The following is a 17,774-nucleotide window of genomic DNA, read 5'->3' on the forward strand; positions in this document are numbered from 1 at the left end:
TTATCGGTTAATTATTTAATGGTCAGTGGTTAATGATAGGGGCTCATCCAAGAATTAACTACTCACCGCTAACCGTTAACCACTATTTAAAGTAGTTCTTTCACAATCTGCTCCACCCCGATGCCTTCGGCCTCGGCCTTGAAGTTGCGCACTAGGCGGTGGCGCAGAATGGGCACGGCCACGGCACGCACGTCCTCAATGTCGGGCGAATACTTGCCGTTGAGCAGGGCGTTGCATTTGGCGCCCACAATAAGGTGCTGCGAGGCGCGGGGGCCGGCGCCCCACTCCAGCAGTTGCGTGGCGCGGGGGGCGGCACGCTCGGTGCCAGGGCGGGTTTTGTGCACCAGGCTCACGGCGTATTCCACCACGTTGTCGGCCACGGGCACGCGGCGCACCAATTCCTGAAACGCCTGAATGTCGGCCGCATGCAGCACCTTGTTCACGGTCTGTTTGCGGTCGGAAGTGGTGTTTTTCACAATGGCCAACTCCTCGGCGTAGCTGGGGTAGCCCAACTCGATATTGAACATAAACCGGTCGAGCTGCGCCTCGGGCAGGGGGTAGGTGCCTTCCTGCTCGATGGGGTTTTGGGTGGCCAGTACGAAGAAGGGCCGTGCTAGCGCGTAGCGCTGCCCAGCCACCGTCACGGCGTATTCCTGCATGCTTTCCAGCAGCGCGGCCTGGGTTTTGGGGGGCGTGCGGTTTATTTCGTCCGCCAGAATAATGTTGGCGAAAACGGGCCCTTTCACGAAATGAAAATCCCGCTGCTGGTTCATTGTTTCCGAGCCCACGATGTCGGAAGGCATCAGGTCAGGGGTGAACTGGATGCGGTTGAACGACAAATCCAGCGAATCGGCAATGGTCTGAATCAGCAAGGTTTTGGCCAGTCCGGGCACGCCCACCAGCAGGCTGTGGCCCTGCGAAAACACCGCGGTGAGCACCAGCCGCACCACTTCGTCCTGCCCCACGATGACCTTGCCTATTTCCTGACGCAGCTTCTGGAAGGACGCGGCCAGGGCGTCAGCGGCTTCTTTATCGTTAGCGTATGTGGGCATGTATAAACCAGAACGTCATGCTGAGCGCAGCCGAAGCATCTCGCATGGGGTAATAAATCAATCGATTGAATTAGTTAAACGGGCGAGATGCTTCGGCTGCGCTCAGCATGACGTTCTTTTTTGCCCTGCTTACCTTTCTGCCACGTCCAGCACTTTGCACTGGGCGTATTCAGGCGCAATCTCTAGGTACACCGTGCCGCGGTTCTTCAGGAACCACTCATCCAGGGCCTTGTTCTTTTTTTCGTTCAGGGCCGCAGCGGCAATCTTCTGGTAGTCCTGCTGCAGGTTGGCCTGGTGGGGCGCAGTGCTCGACTTCAGCCACAGGATGCGCATGCCGTCTTTGCCGTCGTCGGTGCGGTATGGCATGGGGGGCGTGATGTTGCCCACTTTCATGGTGTCGATGGTGAAGAAAATGGCAGGGTCCAGCTTGTCGAGGGGCAGGCGGGTGCCGCCATCCTCGCGGTTCTGGAGCAAGCCGCCGTTGCCGCCGGTGATTTTGTCCGAGGAGTTATCCTTAGCCGCTTTAGCAAAGCTGATGCTGTCCGACTGAATCTGACGGCGCAGCTTGGTCAGCGTTTTGGCCGCCTCGCCGGCGTCGGAGGTACCGGTTTCCGGCTTGAGCAGAATGTGGCGGGTGGAGTAAGTGTTGCCTTTGCGCTCAATGAACTGAATGAGGTGGAAGCCGAACTGCGACTGCACCACCGGCGACAGCTGCCCTGGCTCCAGCTTCATCGACGCCGCCTCGTACTCGGGCACCAGCTCGCCGCGCTTGAATGCGCCCAGGTAGCCGCCCTCTATGGCCGAGCCGGGGTCCTGCGAAAACTCCTTGGCAAAGGTGGCAAAGTCGCCCCCGGCCTGCACCTGGCCCCGAATGTCGTTGAGCTTGGCAATGGCCGCCTGCTTGGCCTGCTCATTGATTTGGGCCGGAATGATAATCTGTCCCACTTCCACTTCGGTGCTGAAGTACGGCAGGCTGTCCTGCGGAATTCTGGCAAAATACTGCGACACCTCGCGCGGCGTCACGGCTACTTTGCCCGTGATGGTGCGCTGCATTTCCTGCTGCGTGAGCTGGTCTTTGATTTGGGGGCGCAAGTCTTCTTTCAGCGTTTTGATGGGCTTATTGTACTGCTCTTCCATGCGCTTCTCGGAGCCAATCTGCTGGACGAAGTACGCCATGCGGCGGTCTACTTCGCCGTTCACCTGCTGGTCGGTCACGGTCACAGAGTCCACCTCGGCGCGGGCCAGCATCAGCTTGTTCAGCACCAGGCTTTGCAGGATTTTGCATTTTAGGTCGGGCGGAAGGGCCTTGCCTTCGGCGCGGGCCACTTCCTGCAGGTAGATGTTTTCCACGTCAGACTGCAGCACAATTTGGTTGTCCACTTTCACCACAATGCCATCGAGCAGCTGCTGGCCCTTGGACCGGGTGATGCCCAATTGGGCGTGGGAAGAGGGGGCAATGCCCACGAGCAGCAGCAACGTAAGCAGGGCCGACGCCGCAGCGCGATTCACTTTAACAAGCATAGAGTAGTAGTGTAGCGCCCCAAGGCCAAATGCCGAGGCTTAAGCGCTGTTCGTGCAACACACGAACAGGCCCACAAATTTCACGATAAATCCGTTGGCAGACAAAAGCAAGGAGCGCGCCCCGGTTTCAATGGTTGCAACGGACACCCGCGGCGCAGCGCGAAGTGGCCCTGCGTGCCAACCAAACGAAGCAGAGACGCAAAGCCGTGCCCCGCGCTGCAATAAATTATTTGGTGATGAGCTTGTTCAACTCGGCCTCGTTCACCTTAACCGGGCGGGCCGCGCGCATCTCCTCAATCCATACTTTTTCCAGGTAGGTCTGGTAGTCTGAGGTGGCCTGGCCTCGGGCTTCGGCAAGGGCCTTGGGGCCGGCTGGCAGAATTTGGTCGATGGTCACGGCATTGTAGCGTCCGTCCTTCTGTATGGTGTAGGTGCCGGGGCCTTTGTCCATCAGCTCGTCTACCAGCTTATTGTCGCCTTTCTGAAACACGCGCTGCGTGATTTGCACCGACAGCGGGTTCTTCTCATTCAGCTCGGTTTCAATGGCGGCGGGGCTGCCGGTTACCAGCGCAATCTGCACGCCGCCATCGGCAGCCGTAGCCGCTGTGGCGCTCTTCCCGATGCGGCTAGGTGCCACGCCCTGCGTTTGCAGGTACTTGGCGGCGGCATCGGCGCGGGTGCGGGCCAAGCTGGCTTTCTCGCCCTTTTTCACGCGGCCCGTGAGGGTGACGCGGGCCAGGGTGTCCTGCAGCATGCGCTTGGTTATTTCGCCCAGGGCAGTCACGCCGCCTTTGCTCATCATCGCACTGTTCTTGGTGAAGGAAGCGGTTTTGGGCACGTTTCTGTTCACGGGGAAGCGGCCGGCTTTGAGCTCCTTCTGCACGCGGGCCAGCAGCGCCGGCGTGGCGGCGCTCACCACGGTGCCCTGCACGCGCTGGTCCCACTGGTACTTGGCCTGGTTCTCGGCGAAGTACTTTTTCAACCCTACTGTGTCTTCAATGGCCTTGCTCCACACCTTCTCGTCCATGAGCTGGAAAAGCAGAATGCCGTCGCGGTACTCCTTCACGAGCATGCGGTAGTCTTCGTACTTGGTTTCGAGGCTGTTCTTTTCGAACTCCGTCAGCGACTCTTCCACGTACTGGTCGTAGAGCTGCTGCATAGCAAAGGCCGGCTGGGCACCCGTGCGGGGCCGCTGGTTCTGCTGCGCAAACGTCAGGAAATCCTTCACCAAATAGGGCTTGCCCTTGATGGTGAACAGCGGCGAATTGCCGGAGGGTGTTTTGCCGGCTTTGGCAGGCGCTGGGGCCGCGTACTTGAACCGGCCGGCCACCAGCGAGGTATCGGCCTTGCTGAAGGCATAGGTTTTGGCCACCGGCACTTCGGTAAACTGGTTTTCCTGGCGAATGCGCTTCAGGAAAGCGGCTTTGTTCAGCTCCGAGCGCGAGTCCTTGGCCACTTTGCTTTTCAAGGTGGCTTCCATATCGGCAAAACTGGCTACCGGCTGCCGCTCAATCAGCTTGATGACGTGCCAGCCGTAGGGCGTTTGCACGGGCGAGGAAATGTCGCCGGGCTTTTGGAGCTTAAAAGCCACTTCCTCAAACGACGGAATCATGCGGCCGGTGCCGAAGGGCGGCAGCTCGCCCCCGTTGGCGGCCGAGCCGGCATCTTCCGAGAACTGGGCCACGAGCTTGTCCCAGCTTTCGCCCTTCTTGAGGCGGCTGGCCAGCTCGTCAACTTTCTTCTTGGCCGTCAGCGAGTCGGACTGGGGCGCGTTGGCGTTCATCCGAATCATGAGATGAGCCACCTTTATTTCGCCCTGCGCGGCCCGCTTGTCGTTTACTTTAATAATGTGGTAGCCGAAACGCGTGCGAATGGGCGCCGACACCTGCCCAATGGGCGTGTTGTAGGCCGCCGACTCAAACGGGTACACCATCTGCATGGCGGTGAAGTAGCCGAGCTTGCCAGCGTTTTCGCGGGCCGAAGGGTCTTCGCTCTGCGTGCGTGCCATCTGGTCAAAATCGGCCCCATTAGCCACTTCCCGGCGGATATTGGTAATCTTCTCGTAGGCGGCCAATGTGTCCTGCGGGGTGGCGTCGGGCGCTACGCGAATGAGGATGTGAGAGGCGCTTACCTCCTGGCTCATGCGGTCGTAGGCTTCGCGCACCAGCTGGTCGGTCACGCTTTTCTCGGTGAGGTAGGGCTGTGCCAACTGCTGGCGGTAGCCGTCCAGCTCGCGCTTGAAGGCTTGGGTGGTGTCGAGGCCGCGTTGCTCGGCTTCCAGCACCTTGAGGCGGAAGTTGGTGTACAGCTCCAGGTATTCGGCCACGCTTTGCTTGGTGCCGTAGTCGGCCGCCGAGCTGTTGTTCTTGCGATAAACGTAGGCAAATTCGTTGGCCGGAACGGCGTAGTTGCCCAGCGTTTCAACTGCTGGCCCCGAGGCAGCGGCTGCCGCTGCACCCGAAGTAGCAGGTTTGGAGGCCTGGCAGCCGGCCAGCAGTGCTATGGCGGCGGAACTGGCGTACAGAATGCGTTTGTGCATAGTAAAACAAAGGAAGCAAAAGCGCTGAAGAGGAAGACGCAAACAGCGCGACATGATGATACTGGTGCGAAATTAACTAATTTCCGGGGGGAATTAGCTTCAACAGATTCGAAGCCGGCGGGTACGAAAAAGAACGCCTCGTTGAGCTTGCTCTGGCCTCTTTGCCACGGCAGTAGCGGCTACTGTGGTGGCGAAAAGACAGGGCAAGCCCCGCGCGGCGTTCTTCGTACTGAACTGGTGTTCCAGGGCTTCGGCCTAGAGAATATGCTTGCTCAGGTGGCACACGGTGTGGTTGCCACGGGTAAAAAACTCGACCCGGTCCATGAGCCGGTTCACCAGCGTCATGCCCATGCCGCCCTTGCGGCCCTGGCGGATGTACTCGCTTAGGTCGGGGTTCTGGTGCTGGCCGGGCAGGTAAACGGTGTCGCTATGGTCCGCGATTTCCACGTTGATGTCGTGGCCGTCTGTGTCCAGTTCGAGGTCCAGAAACTGGGTTTCGTCCTCCCCGTTGGCGTGGATGATGAAGTTGGCCACTACCTCGTCCACGGCCAGCACCACCTGGTTCACGGTGACTTCGGGGAGCTGGCGGTTGCTGAGATGGTTTCGCACGAAGTCACGCACCTGCTGGAGGTGGCGGCGTGAGCAAGCAATGCGGAGGGCAGACTTCATCAGGGAATTATGAGTTATGAGTTAAGGATTGAAAATTTGAAATGACGAGGACGACGGATTCAACTCTCAACTCTTAACTCCCAACTTTTAACTGAATTACGCGGCTTCGGCTTCGGTGGCGCTGGGCACGATGGTCATCAGCGCATCCAGGCCCAGAATTTCAAATACGTTGAATACTTTCTCCTGCATGTTGAAGAACACCAGCTTTACGTTGGCATCCTGGAAACGCTGCAGGTGGGAAATAAATACCCCCAGGCCAGCCGACGAAATGTAGCTGAGCTTGCTGCAGTCAATCAAGACCTTACGGTAGTCGAGGATGTCCGGTTTGGCAAGCTCGGTATCAAGCACAATGGCGGAGCTGGCGTCCAGCTCACCGTCCAGCAGGAGGGTGAGGGTATCGGCGGTGGGTTGGGCAGTGACTTTCATAATGAGGCGGATACGTCAGGGTCACAGTGGGGGTTGAGCCGACTTGAATTTTATAACCAGCAGCGTCTGGTCGTCGTGTATGGGAAAGCCGTGGGTAAAGCCATTTAGGTCGGCGAGGATGAACGACTTAATGTCCTCTGCTTCCTGGAAATAACTTTCTTCCAGGCGCAGCTTGAGCCGGTCTTCGCCGTACTCGTCGGTGCCGTTGCCGCCACGCGCTTCCACAATGCCGTCGGTGTATATCACCATCACATCGCCGGGGCTGTAGTCGTAAAACTGGTTTTTGATGTGCTTCTCGTAGCTCTCGTTCCGGATGATGCCCAGACCGAGGCCCGTGGATTCGAAATAGAACACTTCCTCCCGCAAGGCATGGTAATAGAGCGTATGGCAGTGCCCGGCGCGGGCAAATACGAATCCACCTTGCTCATAATCAATGATGTAGAGCGAAGAAGTTATAAAAGAAGACCGTTCCAGGCAGTGCGTGAGGGCAGTGTTGGCCTGGGCCATGAAGCGGCTGGGCACCGGGAATTTGTCGCGCTCGGTTTTGGCCAGCGGGTTTTCCTGCATCAGCGAATGGAAAATCCCCTTCATCTGGGCCATGTGGAAGGCCGCCGTCACGCCTTTGCCGCTCACGTCGCCGATGATGACGGCCAGCCGCCGGCCGGGCAGGTGCAGGAAGTCATAGAAGTCGCCGCCCACCTCCTTGGCCGCCAGCGAGTGCGAGCTGATTTCGAACCAGTTGTCGGTGGGTAGGTTCTTGGGAATGAGGCTGTCCTGTACCTGCGAAGCAATTTTCAGCTCCTCCTGCGTGCGTTGGTTTGCCAGTGAGGTGCGCACCAGCTCCAGGTTCTCAATACTGAGCACTGCTTGGCTGGTGAAGGTCTGCAGAATGCTCAGGTCCTCGCCGTCGAATGTGTGGGGCTCGGCCTTGAGCAGGTACAGTATGCCGTACTCGAAATGCAGCCCTCGCAGCGGCAGCTGCAGCAGCGACCGAAAGCGCTGGTTGCTGCCCTCAAAACCGGGCCGCAGGTTGAGGTCGTTGGTGATGTGCTCGCCCGCCGGCAGGGTGTGGGCGAGCAGGTGGCGGCTCAACTCTTCGGCCTGCGCCGGCAAGATGTTATAGTACTGAATGGCATCGGCGGCGTCTACTTTGGCGTGGTCGGGCAGGAGAACCAGCCAGGCCGCATCGGCCTGCACGGTTTGCACCGCCGACTCCAGCAGCGTGCTGTACACTTCGCAGGAAGTCTGGCCGTGCTGCACTATTTGCACCAGGCGCTGCAGACTCTGGATTTCGAGGTGGCGCGGCGCGGCGGCCTTAGGACTTTCCGTTACGGCAGCAGGCTGGGCAGGCGGGCGGGTAAACAGCTGCCAGAGGATGCCCATTATACCCGTCATAGCCGCCAACAGCAGCCAGCTCGACACGGGCACTGCTGCCACTCCCGTGCTCACGATGTTAGCTACCACCAAGCTAATGCTCAGAAGTGTAAACAAAAAACCAATGTAAAAAAGCGGATGACGCACAGGCGAAGCTACGAATAACACAAAACTACCAGCCCGTTGCGCCTTGGCAGACGCCCAATCGGCATGCAAGATACCATCGGCTACTGAAATTTACTTGCATAATTTTGACCGGCGCAACAAGCGCAGCGCCAGCCCAAGCCACCGCTGTCCCTTGTTGCGCCGGCCAACCCCAAGCCGGTTTAGCGGCTCGAATAGTTGGGGGCTTCGCGCGTGATTTGCACGTCGTGCGGGTGCGACTCGCGCAGGCCAGCTCCGGTTATGCGCACAAACTGCGCCGCTTGCAGCGCTTCCATATTGGCAGCGCCCACGTAGCCCATGCCCGCCCGCAGGCCGCCCGCCAGCTGGTAAATCACCTCCGATACATTGCCCTTGAACGGCACACGGCCCACAATGCCCTCGGGCACCAGCTTTTTCACGTCGTCTTCGGCGTCCTGGAAGTACCGGTCCTTGCTACCGTCTTCCATGGCCTCCACCGAGCCCATGCCGCGGTAGGACTTGTACTTACGGCCTTCGTATATAATCAGCTCGCCCGGCGCTTCCTCGGTGCCGGCCAGCAGCGAACCCACCATTACAGCAGCCGCGCCGCCCGCCAGGGCCTTCACCACATCGCCCGAGAATTTAATGCCGCCGTCGGCCACCAGCGTTACGCCGGTGCCAGCCAGCCCGCGTGCTGCTTCCAGCACGGCCGAAAGCTGTGGCACACCAATGCCGGCAATAATGCGCGTGGTGCAAATTGAGCCGGGGCCAACGCCCACTTTCACGCAGTCGGCGCCGGCGTCAGCCAGGGCGCGGGCGCCGGCGGCGGTGGCCACGTTGCCGGCCATCACGTCCAGGTTTGGGTGCGCGGCTTTGATAGCGCGCACGGCGTCCATCACGCCTTTGGAGTGGCCGTGGGCGGTGTCGAGACTCACAATGTCAACCCCGGCTTCCACCAGGGCCGCCACGCGCTGCAGCAGGTCGGGCGTCACGCCCACGGCCGCGCCCACGCGCAGCCGGCCCTTGCTGTCTTTGCTGGCGTGCGGGGCCCGGCGGCGCTTGCGGATGTCTTTGTAGGTCATCAGGCCTGCTAGGCGGCCTTCACTGTCCAGCAGGGGCAGCTTGTCCACTTTGCTGTCGGTGAGGAGCTGCTCGGCCTCGGCCTGGTCGATGCCGGCCGGCGCGGTGACGAGGCGGCTAAGCGGAATCATCACCGTGGTCACGGGCTGGGTCAGGTCTTTCTCAAAGCGCAGGTCGCGGTTGGTCAGAATGCCTTCCAGGCGGCGGTCATCGCCGATGATGGGAATGCCCCCGATGCCGTGCTTGCGCATCAGCTGGCGGGCGTCGGCGAGGGTGGCGGTGGGCGGCAGCGTGAACGGGTCCTGAATCAGGGCCGATTCGCTGCGCTTGACGCGGCGCACCTGGTCGGCCTGCGCCTTAATGGACATATTCTTGTGAATGATGCCCAGGCCGCCTTCCTGCGCCAGCGCAATGGCCATGTCAGACTCCGTTACGGTGTCCATGGCCGCCGAAATGAGCGGGGTTTGCAGCCGGATGTTGGGGGTGAGGCGGGTGCCGGTGTCGCAGTCTCGGGGCAGTACTTCGGAGTACGCTGGCAGCAGCAGTACGTCGTCGTAGGTCAGGGCCTCGAAGGCAATTTTGGGGGTTGCGGAATCCGCCATAGCAAAAGGGGTTGGGCGTTGGGGCCTTTTGCCAGACAAAGGTACAGCGGGAAGTTGGGTTAAGGCCCGGCTATATTTTGGCCTGGAGTTACTCTTTCGCGAACTTCACCACCCTGACTTCGCCGCCGGCCGTTATCCGCGACAGGTACAGGCCCGCCGCCAGGTTGCGCAGGCTCACGGCGTCGCCGTTGCGCACGGCGGTTCGTAGTACTGTGCGGCCGCGTGCGTCACTGATTTGAAGTTGGCCGTCGGCGAGGGAAGCTGGCAGGGCAATGCGCAATTCCTGCGCGGCGGGGTTGGGGTACACGCTGGCCTGCAGGCGCTGGCTGGCCCGGACCGGCGTGACGGTAGCCGGCGCAAAAAGCCAGGAGTACGCCGCCGGGAATTCGCGCTGCCAGAACCATTCGGCGTGCTGGCCATCGGCGCGCGGGTTGAAGCTTATGTTGGCGGCCGGCACGCCGCCGCGCAGCAGCGAGTCGCGCATGGCGGCCATGTTGGGCACCATGGTAGCGCTTTCGGAAGCGCCGCTTACGAAGTAGAAGCGAGTGTTTGCAGGAACCGGGTGCTGGTGCACGTACTCAAACAAAGGCTGGGTGGCAAACCAGAAAGAAGGCGAAAACACGCCTACTTTGCCAAAAACAGTGGGGTGGCGCAGGGCCGCGTAGGTGGCAATGAGCCCGCCCATGCTAGAGCCGGCAATACCGGTGTTCTCGCGGCTGGTCAGGGTGCGGTAATTGGCGTCGATGTAAGGCTTAAGGGTCTGAACGAGAAAGTCCAGGTACAGGTCACCCTTGCCGCCACCGTACTGCGGGTTGTTCCAGGGCGAGTACTCGTCGATGCGGTTGGCGCCGCCGTTGTCAACGGCCACCACTATGCAACCCGTGGGGTCCTGCCCGTTGGCGTTGAGCAGGTTCAGCGCTTCGTCAACGCCCCATTCTCCGGCAAAGGCAGTTAGCTTGTCGAACACGTTCTGGCCGTCCTGCATGTAGAGCACGGGATAGCGGCGCCCGCTGGTGGCGTAGCCCGGCGGCAGGTACAGCCACACGCGCCGGGTGCGGCCCAGCTGCGGCATTTCAAACGCGGTAGAGATAACGCTGACGTTGGCCGCAGCCGTGGACTGGCCGCTGGGTGTGCCGCCGGCCAGGTCTTCCCAGTTCAGCACCTGGTGAAGCACTGGCCCGGCGCTGCTGCCAAACGTGAACGCGCGGTCGGGTACCTGGCCGTTGGAAGCGGTGGTTTCTACCGCGGCCCACGCGCCGCGGGTGAACTTGTATTTGATGGTGCCCGTGCCCGTGGGCAGCGTGATTTCGTAGCTGCCGTCGGGGTTGCGGGTGAGTGCGTGCGCGGCGCTGGCCGGGTTCCAGTTGTTGAAAGTGCCCGCCATGTAAATGGTGGCGTTGGCGGGCGTGTTGGCCGGCACGGCCGTGATTTTGAAGGTAACCTGCGCGTGGGCCGCAAAGCTCAGCAAGGCGAGTAAAAGCGAGAAAAGGTGCTTCATAGGATAAGGAGAAGGGTGGCGGGTGTGGGTGGGACAAGGCCCGTTGCGAAGGTACAGCAACGGCCTGCTGCAAACCCACTTGAAAGCGCCTGTCAAACATTTTGCCTCTCAATCCGTCTTACCAGCTACCATTTCAATCCCCGATTTATGTCTGATTCTGTTTCCAAAACCTGGTTCATCACCGGAGCTTCGTCCGGCTTCGGCGAAGCTCTGGCTACTTACATTCTTGAAAAAGGCGGCCGCGTAGCCGCCACGTTCCGCCAGCCCGAGCAGGCCGAAGAATTTACTGCCAAGGAAGCCGGCCGCACTTTTGGCGTGGTGTGCGACGTGACCAATGAGCCGCAGGTGAAAACGGCCGTGGCCGACGCCATTGCGCATTTTGGCCATCTTGATGTGGTGGTGAACAACGCCGGCTACGGCTCCATGGGCAGTATTGAGGAGGTGCCGGCCGAGGAGGTGCAGCGCCAGTTCGACGTGAACGTGTTTGGGGTGCTGCACGTGCTGCGGGCCGTGCTGCCGCACCTGCGCGAGCGCCGCGCGGGCCACGTGCTCAACATCACCAGCATCGGTGGCCTGAAAACCTTTCCCGGCGTGGGCATTTACAACGCCAGCAAGTTTGCTCTGGAGGCCATTGGCGAAAGCCTGAGCCAGCAGGTGGGGCCGCTGGGCATCAAGGTGACCAACATCGAGCCGAGCGGTTTCCGGACCAAGTGGGCCGGAGAGTCGGCCACCTTCGCCGATACTAAGATTGACGACTACCAGGCCACGGTGGGCGAAAACCTGCGCAGCATTCAGGGCAATAGCGGCCGCCAGCCCGGCGACCCCGACCGCGCGGCCAAGGCCATGTACGAGGTGGTGCACATGGACAACCCGCCCCTGCACCTGCCCCTGGGCAAAGCGGCCGTGAAAGGCGCCCGCGAGAAGTTTGAGAGCACCAGCAAAGAGCTGGCGCAGTACGAAGACATGGGCAACGCCGCCGACTTTCCGGCCGGCGAGTAAGCCATAGCTTCCGTATAAAAAGCCTCCGCCAGCGCGCTCACGCCGCTGCGGAGGCTTTTTTGTGCCCAATGGCTCCCGCCGTACCTTCGCCCCATGCCGCTCTCCGCCAACGACCACATTGCTACCTCCTGGGAACACCTGCAGGGGCTGCTTTTTAAGGACACCTGGGACGGGAGCATCGGGCGGTTTCGCTCGCCGTTTGTGTACCGCGGCAGCCGCTCGCACCTCTACGAGCTGGACACCAGCCTGCAGCGCCTCGGCGGCCACTACCACGAGCTGGAACACCACCTGCTGCGCAACTTTCGCAAATACGCCCGCGATACCACCATGCCCGCCCAGGCCGCCAGCACCTGGGACTGGCTGGCTCTGGCCCAGCACCACGGCCTGCCCACCCGCCTGCTCGATTGGACGTACTCGCCCTACGTGGCCCTGCACTTCGCCACCGACGACCTCGACGCCTACCACGAAGACGGCATTGTGTGGGCCCTGAACTACGTGAAGGCTGCCGAACACCTGCCCGCCCGCCTGCGCCAGGCCCTGCAGCAGGAAGGCTCCAACGTGTTTACCTCCGAGCTGCTGCAGCCCGTGAGCAGCAGCCTGCGCGAACTGGAAGTGCTGCAAGCCGAGCCCTACGTGCTGTTTCTGGAGCCGCCCAGCCTCGATGCCCGCATTGTGCACCAGTACGCCCTTTTTTCGCTGATGAGCACGGCCCAGAGCGTGCTGCACGACTGGCTCGCCGACCGCCCGGAGCTATACTTTCGCATTGTAATTCCGGCCAAGCTCAAGTGGGAAGTGCGCGATAAGCTCGACCAGGCCAACATTACCGAGCGGGTGCTGCTGCCCGGCCTCGGCGGCCTCAGCCGCTGGCTGCATCGGCACTACTCGCCCCGCAACAACGGCAGTCCCTTCCTCGACGAAAACGAAATGCGTTGATTTTGGGTTTAGTTAGACTCGCTTAGGTAGCTTCTGAGCTAGGGGAGCCACTGAGAAAGCTATAAAACAGTCATCCTGAGCGCAGCGAAGGACCTTCTCATAACTGAACGGAATCCGTTGGATGAACGCCCACTCGTGAGAAGGTCCTTCGCTGCGCTCAGGATGGCAAATGCCTGTGAAACAAACTGACCGCGAAACCACGCCAAGCTACTGGCCCAGTCGCTTTTTAGTGAGCCTGGTGGGGATGTGTTCCATGGGTTTGTCAGGCCACGGGTGCCGGGGGTAACGGCCCTTCAGGTCCTTACGCACCTCAAAGTAGCCGCGCTCCCAAAAGCTGCGCAGGTCGCGGGTAACCTGCGCGGGCCGGCCGCCCGGCGAGAGCAGGTGCAGCAGCAGCGGCACGCGACCGCCGGCCACGGTGGGCGTTTCGGTGAGGCCAAACAGCTCCTGCAGCTTCACGGCCAGCACGGGCGCAGCCCCGTCGCTGTAGTCCAGCGTGATGTGCGAGCCGCTGGGAACCTCCAGCGCGGCCGGGGCGAAGCGGTCCAGGGTCTGGCGCTGGTTCCAGCCGCCGGGCAGGCGCGCCAGCAGCGGTTCCGTGAGGTCGAGGCGCTGCACGTCGCTCAGGGTTTTGAGGCCGGTGAGGTGCGGGCCCAGCCACTCTGCCAGCTCGTGTGCCAGCGTTTCTTCATCGAAGGCAGGCCAGCGCTCTTCTTCCAAAGTAGATTCGGAGGCCGGGAAGTGCTGCCGCATAAATTCCAGTCGCTGCTGCAGCTGCCGGGCCGCCGGCGTCCAGTTCAGCTTACTGATGCCGACTTCCTGCAAATAGCTGAGCAGGGCGCGCACCACCAAAGCCGGCTCGGGTTGGCCAATCACCGTTTCGGCCAATAGCAATGCCCCCAGCCGGCGCATGCGGCGGCCGGTCACGCGCTGGGCGGTGGGGTCGTAGCGCACTTCGTCGGTGATGGTAATCTGGTCGGCAAAAGCCGTTTCCAGCTCGTCCTGCTCCAGCGGGGCCGCCAGCGTGGCCCGCGGGGCCGACGAGGTGCCGGCCAAGTGTGCCACCGCAAAAAACGTAGCCTGCGGGTCGACCTCTGTGGTGTTCAGGCTCACGCGCTGGCCCGTCACGAGCCGTAATCGGTCGTGGGTTTCGCGCTGGGCTAGCCGGTCGGGGTAGGCCAAAGCGGTGAGCAGGCCAACTGGCGACTGCATAATGGCCTGGTTACTGGATGGCTCTCGCAGACCCAGCCGGTTCATGAGGTTGCGGGCTACGTCGCGCACGCGCTGGAGGGTGGCGTGGTGCAAGGCCAGGCCCGGCAGAGGCGCCCGGCCGTTGGCGTATGCTTCGAGCCGCAGCCGGAGGTCTGGGGGCGCGGGGCGGGTGTCGGTGGGGGAGGCCCAGCGCAGCAAGTCGCGCTCGGCCAGCAGGGCAGCCAGGGCGGCGGCGGCGGAGCCGTGGCCCAGCTCCTGCCCACGCACCACCAAGTGGCCCAGCCGAGGCGGTAAGCCCAGCGCGGCCAGTTTTCGGCCGTGGGCTGTGGGCTTTAGGGCGGAATTAAAAATGGGTTGTTCTGCACTGGGATTGTGAGCTTTTATACCCGATGAACCATTACTGACCACCTCATTCTTAAATTTTAATTCTTCATTTTTAATTATTTCCAAAGCGCCCAGGCGCACCAGCAAGTCGCGGGCCTGGGAAAAAGCGGCGGTGGGCGGCACGTCCAGCCACCGCAGGCTGGTGGGGTCGGCCGCGCCCCACAGGGCCAACTCCAGTACCAGGCTGCTGAGGTCGGCGGTGTGGATTTCGGGCGGGCGGTGCGCCGGCAGGTTGTGGTGCTCGGCTTCGGTCCAGAGGCGGTAGCAGGTGCCGGGGCCCAGGCGGCCGGCGCGGCCGCGGCGCTGGTCGGCGGCGGCGCGGGCCACGGGCACGGTTTCCAGGGTGGTAAAGCCCGTGCGCGGTACAAAGCGCGGCACCCTGGCAAACCCGCCGTCAATTACCACGCGCACGCCTTCAATGGTCAGGCTGGTTTCGGCAATGCTGGTGGCGAGGATGACCTTGCGGCGGCCGGCGCGGGCGGGGCGCAGGGCGGCGTCCTGGGTTTCGAGCGGCAGCTCGCCGTGCAGCAGGTGCAGGTCTACGTGGTCGGCCAGGGCATCGGTGAGCTTGCGGGCGCTGCGCTGCAAATCCCCCACGCCGGGCAGGAAAACCAGGATGTCGCCCTCAGGATGCGTGCTTAGCGCCGCCCGCACCTGCGCGGGCACCAGCTCGGCCAGCCGCTCATTGGGCTTGTTGGGCAGCGCCGACGCCCGCCGCGGGTCGAGGTAGTGCGTATCAATGGGAAACAAAAAACCGGCCGACGACACCACCGGCGCCGGCAGCCACTGCCCCAGTCGCTGGGCTTCCAGCGTGGCGCTCATTATCAAAATGCGCAGCTCGGGCCGCAGCACGGCCTGGGCATCAAGGGCCAGCGCCAGGCCTAAATCCGCGTTCAGGCTGCGCTCGTGGAATTCGTCGAACACCACGGCCGCCACACCTTCCAGCGCCGGGTCGTCCTGAATCATGCGCGTCAGAATGCCTTCGGTGATGACCTCCACCCGGGTTTCCCGGCTCACCTTGCTATCCAGCCGCACGCGGTAGCCGATGGTGCGGCCCACGGGCTCGCCCAGCAGCTGCGCCAGGCGGGCCGCCGCGCCGCGCACGGCCAGCTGGCGCGGCTCCAGCACCAGAATCTTATCGGCGGGGTTGCGCCAGGTGGCGGCCAGCAGCTCCAGCGGCACCACGGTGGTTTTGCCTGCGCCGGGGGGCGCCTCCAGTACCACCCGGCTGTGTGCGGCCAGGGCCGCCCGCAGGGCGGGCAGCGCCGCAATAATGGGCAAATCGGGCAGCGGCGGCAGGACGAAAGCAGTATTCACCCGCCAAAATTACACCCGCTGCATCGGCCACAGCTCCACGCTCACGGGGCCGCCGGCGTGTAGCAGCGGGGTCCCGGCGGGCGTGGGCAGGTCCTGGCTTTCTATCAGCGAAGACTCATAGTGGAGCACGTTGGCCGTGAACAGGGGCCACGGGGCGTGCGCAATGCGACCCCGGTATAGCTTGGTCTGGGCCTTGTTGCTGGTGTAGAGGCAGTAGCGCTCCGTGAGGAAGAACGCCAGCGAGCCCGGCTCAGCCGGCGGCAGGGGTGCCATGATATTCCAGGTGGCCCGAAACGCGGCCGGGGCCACCCCGGGGTGCGTACGTTTGGCCCGGAACTGCCGCAGCTGGGCGGTGGGGCGCTCCATGTGCATGGTGGCGCGCAGGTAGGGCAGGTTGAATACCGTGCGGGCCACCCACACGGCCAGGGGATTGGTGGCATCGAGCGAGAAAAACCACACGCCGGGCACGCCGTCGAGGTGCACATAGGTGCGCACGTTCAGCTCCAGAAATTCGCTGGCGCCGGGCACCGGCGGGGTGAAGCGGGTGCGGACATCGGACATCCGGAAAGGCACAATGGCCAGCCACGCCATGCCGTCGTGGGTGTCTATCTGCAGGCGTGGCGGCAGGTGGGGTTGCAGCAGCTCGGCCGGCACCGCCCAGTGCATAAACAGCAGGTCGCTCCACTCCTGGCGGAGCAGTGGCGTGCCGGCGGGCCGCTTGCGCATGGCCAGGCGGCCAGCCAGGGTAGGGGCGGCGGGGGCGGCCAGCGCAACGGGCGAAATGGAGGACTGGGACATGGTGGCGAAGGAGTAGCTTCTCTGACGGCACCTAACCCCAAACCGGGGCCGCAGGTTTGCCAGCTGCCCTCCACCGATACTTAGTACCGCGGAAAAGTCGGGTCGACCTGGTCGGCCCAGGCGGCTACTCCGCCGCGCAGGTTGAGCACGTTGGTGCGGCCCAGGCGCTGGCGCAGGTAGCCCAGCGCCTGGGCCGAGCGCACGCCGTGGTGGCAAATAACCGCTACCGGCCCTTCGGTGCGGATTTCGGCGGCGCGGCGCGGCAATTCATCCAGGGGCAGCAGGACGCTGCCGGGCAGGTGGCAGTAGTCAAACTCCATGGCTTCGCGCACGTCCACCAGCTGCCAGTCTTCGCCAGTTTGCAGGCGGGCGTGTAGGTCTTCAGGGCTGATTTCTAGTGAATTGTTGGGCATGGTACGGGTGCTGAAGCTGCAAAAATAGCCCTGCCGCCCCTATCTTGCGGCCTCCCGCCGGGCTGTGCCCCGATGCTCGCCCTGCCGTTGCTAGATATCCCAACCTCGTTTGCTCATTACTGGCACGCCACCACCCCGCTGGAGCTGGTGGCCGTGGTCACGGGCTTTGCCTGCGTGTGGCTGGCGGCCCGCGAGTCCCTCTGGAACTTTCCGATTGCCATTTTCAGCTGCCTGCTCTTCGTGGTGGTATATTTCAGGGCAAAGCTGTACGCCGATTGCGGCCTGCAGGGGCTGTTTATTCTGCTGAGTGGCTACGGTTGGTATCAGTGGCTCTACGGCGGGCGCGATGCTACCGAGCTGCGCGTAACCCATGCGCAGGGCCGTGAATGGCTGCTGGGCGCGGCGTTTGCGGCCCTCTTCACGCTGGGTTTCGGCTACTACCTGCGCTATCATACCGACGCGGCCTTTCCCTACATCGACAGCTTTACCACGGCCGGTAGCATTGTGGCCCAGTACCTGCTCACCCGCAAGCGGCTCGAAAACTGGCTGTTGTGGTTGCTGGTTGATGTGATTTACGTGCCCATGCTGTGGTACAAGGACCTTTACTTCGTGAGCCTGCTCTACTTCCTGTATTTGATTCTGGCCGCCTACGGCTATTGGCAGTGGCGGCGCGAGCTGTCCACGCAGCTGCCCTCGTCGGCCGCGGCTGTTTAAAGTCGGTTACCACCAAATCAATGACTGAAAAAGCAACGCTGACGGTTAATCCACGTCAGGTGGTGGCGTAATAGCAAATGACGGTTCTGCTTGTTTCGCCCAACAATGAGCGCCGGAATC

The 17,774-nt window shown here is 62.3% G+C and carries 14 protein-coding genes; 3 read left to right on the forward strand and 11 right to left on the reverse strand.

What is annotated here, in order from left to right:
- Window positions 1–86: 86 nt before the first annotated feature.
- The 8 genes from BEN48_RS16135 to BEN48_RS16170 form a co-directional block, all read right to left on the reverse strand.
- Window positions 87–1,052: an AAA family ATPase gene (locus tag BEN48_RS16135; RefSeq protein ID WP_070736031.1), complete on the reverse strand. Its 966-nt coding sequence runs from the start codon at window positions 1,050–1,052 to the stop codon at window positions 87–89.
- Window positions 1,053–1,181: 129 nt separating this feature from the next.
- Window positions 1,182–2,561: a peptidylprolyl isomerase gene (locus BEN48_RS16140; protein ID WP_241502301.1), complete on the reverse strand. Its 1,380-nt coding sequence runs from the start codon at window positions 2,559–2,561 to the stop codon at window positions 1,182–1,184.
- A gap of 238 nt (window positions 2,562–2,799) precedes the next feature.
- Window positions 2,800–5,112, reverse strand: coding sequence for a peptidylprolyl isomerase (locus tag BEN48_RS16145; protein ID WP_070736035.1), 2,313 nt, complete (start codon window positions 5,110–5,112; stop codon window positions 2,800–2,802).
- A 255-nt stretch (window positions 5,113–5,367) separates the two neighbouring features.
- Entirely contained in the window at window positions 5,368–5,781 is a 414-nt protein-coding gene (locus BEN48_RS16150) for an ATP-binding protein (RefSeq protein WP_070736037.1), read from the reverse strand.
- Window positions 5,782–5,877: 96 nt separating this feature from the next.
- Entirely contained in the window at window positions 5,878–6,207 is a 330-nt protein-coding gene (locus tag BEN48_RS16155) for an STAS domain-containing protein (RefSeq protein WP_083321138.1), read from the reverse strand.
- A 21-nt stretch (window positions 6,208–6,228) separates the two neighbouring features.
- The gene (locus tag BEN48_RS16160; RefSeq protein WP_070736041.1) at window positions 6,229–7,698 is read right to left on the reverse strand and encodes a PP2C family protein-serine/threonine phosphatase; all 1,470 of its coding nucleotides are present in this window, start codon (window positions 7,696–7,698) and stop codon (window positions 6,229–6,231) included.
- Between the two features lie 209 nt (window positions 7,699–7,907).
- Window positions 7,908–9,386, reverse strand: coding sequence for an IMP dehydrogenase (guaB, locus tag BEN48_RS16165; RefSeq protein WP_070736043.1), 1,479 nt, complete (start codon window positions 9,384–9,386; stop codon window positions 7,908–7,910).
- 88 nt (window positions 9,387–9,474) lie between these two features.
- On the reverse strand, window positions 9,475–10,884 hold the full coding sequence (locus BEN48_RS16170; protein WP_070736045.1) for an alpha/beta hydrolase-fold protein: 1,410 nt from the start codon (window positions 10,882–10,884) through the stop codon (window positions 9,475–9,477).
- 147 nt (window positions 10,885–11,031) lie between these two features.
- Here BEN48_RS16170 and BEN48_RS16175 point away from each other — a divergent pair, with 147 nt between their 5' ends.
- Both BEN48_RS16175 and BEN48_RS16180 read left to right on the forward strand, forming a co-directional pair.
- Window positions 11,032–11,883, forward strand: a complete 852-nt coding sequence (locus tag BEN48_RS16175) for an oxidoreductase (protein ID WP_070736047.1) — start codon at window positions 11,032–11,034, stop codon at window positions 11,881–11,883.
- 93 nt (window positions 11,884–11,976) lie between these two features.
- Window positions 11,977–12,816, forward strand: a complete 840-nt coding sequence (locus BEN48_RS16180) for an FRG domain-containing protein (RefSeq protein WP_070736048.1) — start codon at window positions 11,977–11,979, stop codon at window positions 12,814–12,816.
- 207 nt (window positions 12,817–13,023) lie between these two features.
- Here the strand turns inward: BEN48_RS16180 and hrpB are convergent, their stop codons facing one another.
- From hrpB to BEN48_RS16195, 3 genes are all read right to left on the reverse strand, one after another.
- Window positions 13,024–15,729, reverse strand: a complete 2,706-nt coding sequence (gene hrpB, locus BEN48_RS19860) for an ATP-dependent helicase HrpB (protein WP_241502302.1) — start codon at window positions 15,727–15,729, stop codon at window positions 13,024–13,026.
- Window positions 15,730–15,738: 9 nt separating this feature from the next.
- A complete protein-coding gene (locus BEN48_RS16190; protein ID WP_083321139.1) occupies window positions 15,739–16,527 on the reverse strand; it encodes a YqjF family protein in 789 nt (262 codons plus the stop codon).
- Window positions 16,528–16,607: 80 nt separating this feature from the next.
- Window positions 16,608–16,940 carry a rhodanese-like domain-containing protein gene (locus tag BEN48_RS16195; RefSeq protein ID WP_070736049.1) on the reverse strand — a complete coding sequence of 111 codons (333 nt, stop codon included), beginning with the start codon at window positions 16,938–16,940 and terminating at the stop codon, window positions 16,608–16,610.
- A gap of 87 nt (window positions 16,941–17,027) precedes the next feature.
- On the opposite strand from BEN48_RS16195, the gene pnuC reads away from it, so the two are divergent.
- Window positions 17,028–17,654 (forward strand): nicotinamide riboside transporter PnuC, encoded by a 627-nt coding sequence (pnuC, locus tag BEN48_RS16200; protein WP_158010223.1) that lies wholly within the window; start codon window positions 17,028–17,030, stop codon window positions 17,652–17,654.
- The last annotated feature ends 120 nt before the right edge of the window (window positions 17,655–17,774 follow it).

The organism is Hymenobacter glacialis (assembly GCF_001816165.1).
GTDB lineage: Bacteria > Bacteroidota > Bacteroidia > Cytophagales > Hymenobacteraceae > Hymenobacter > Hymenobacter glacialis.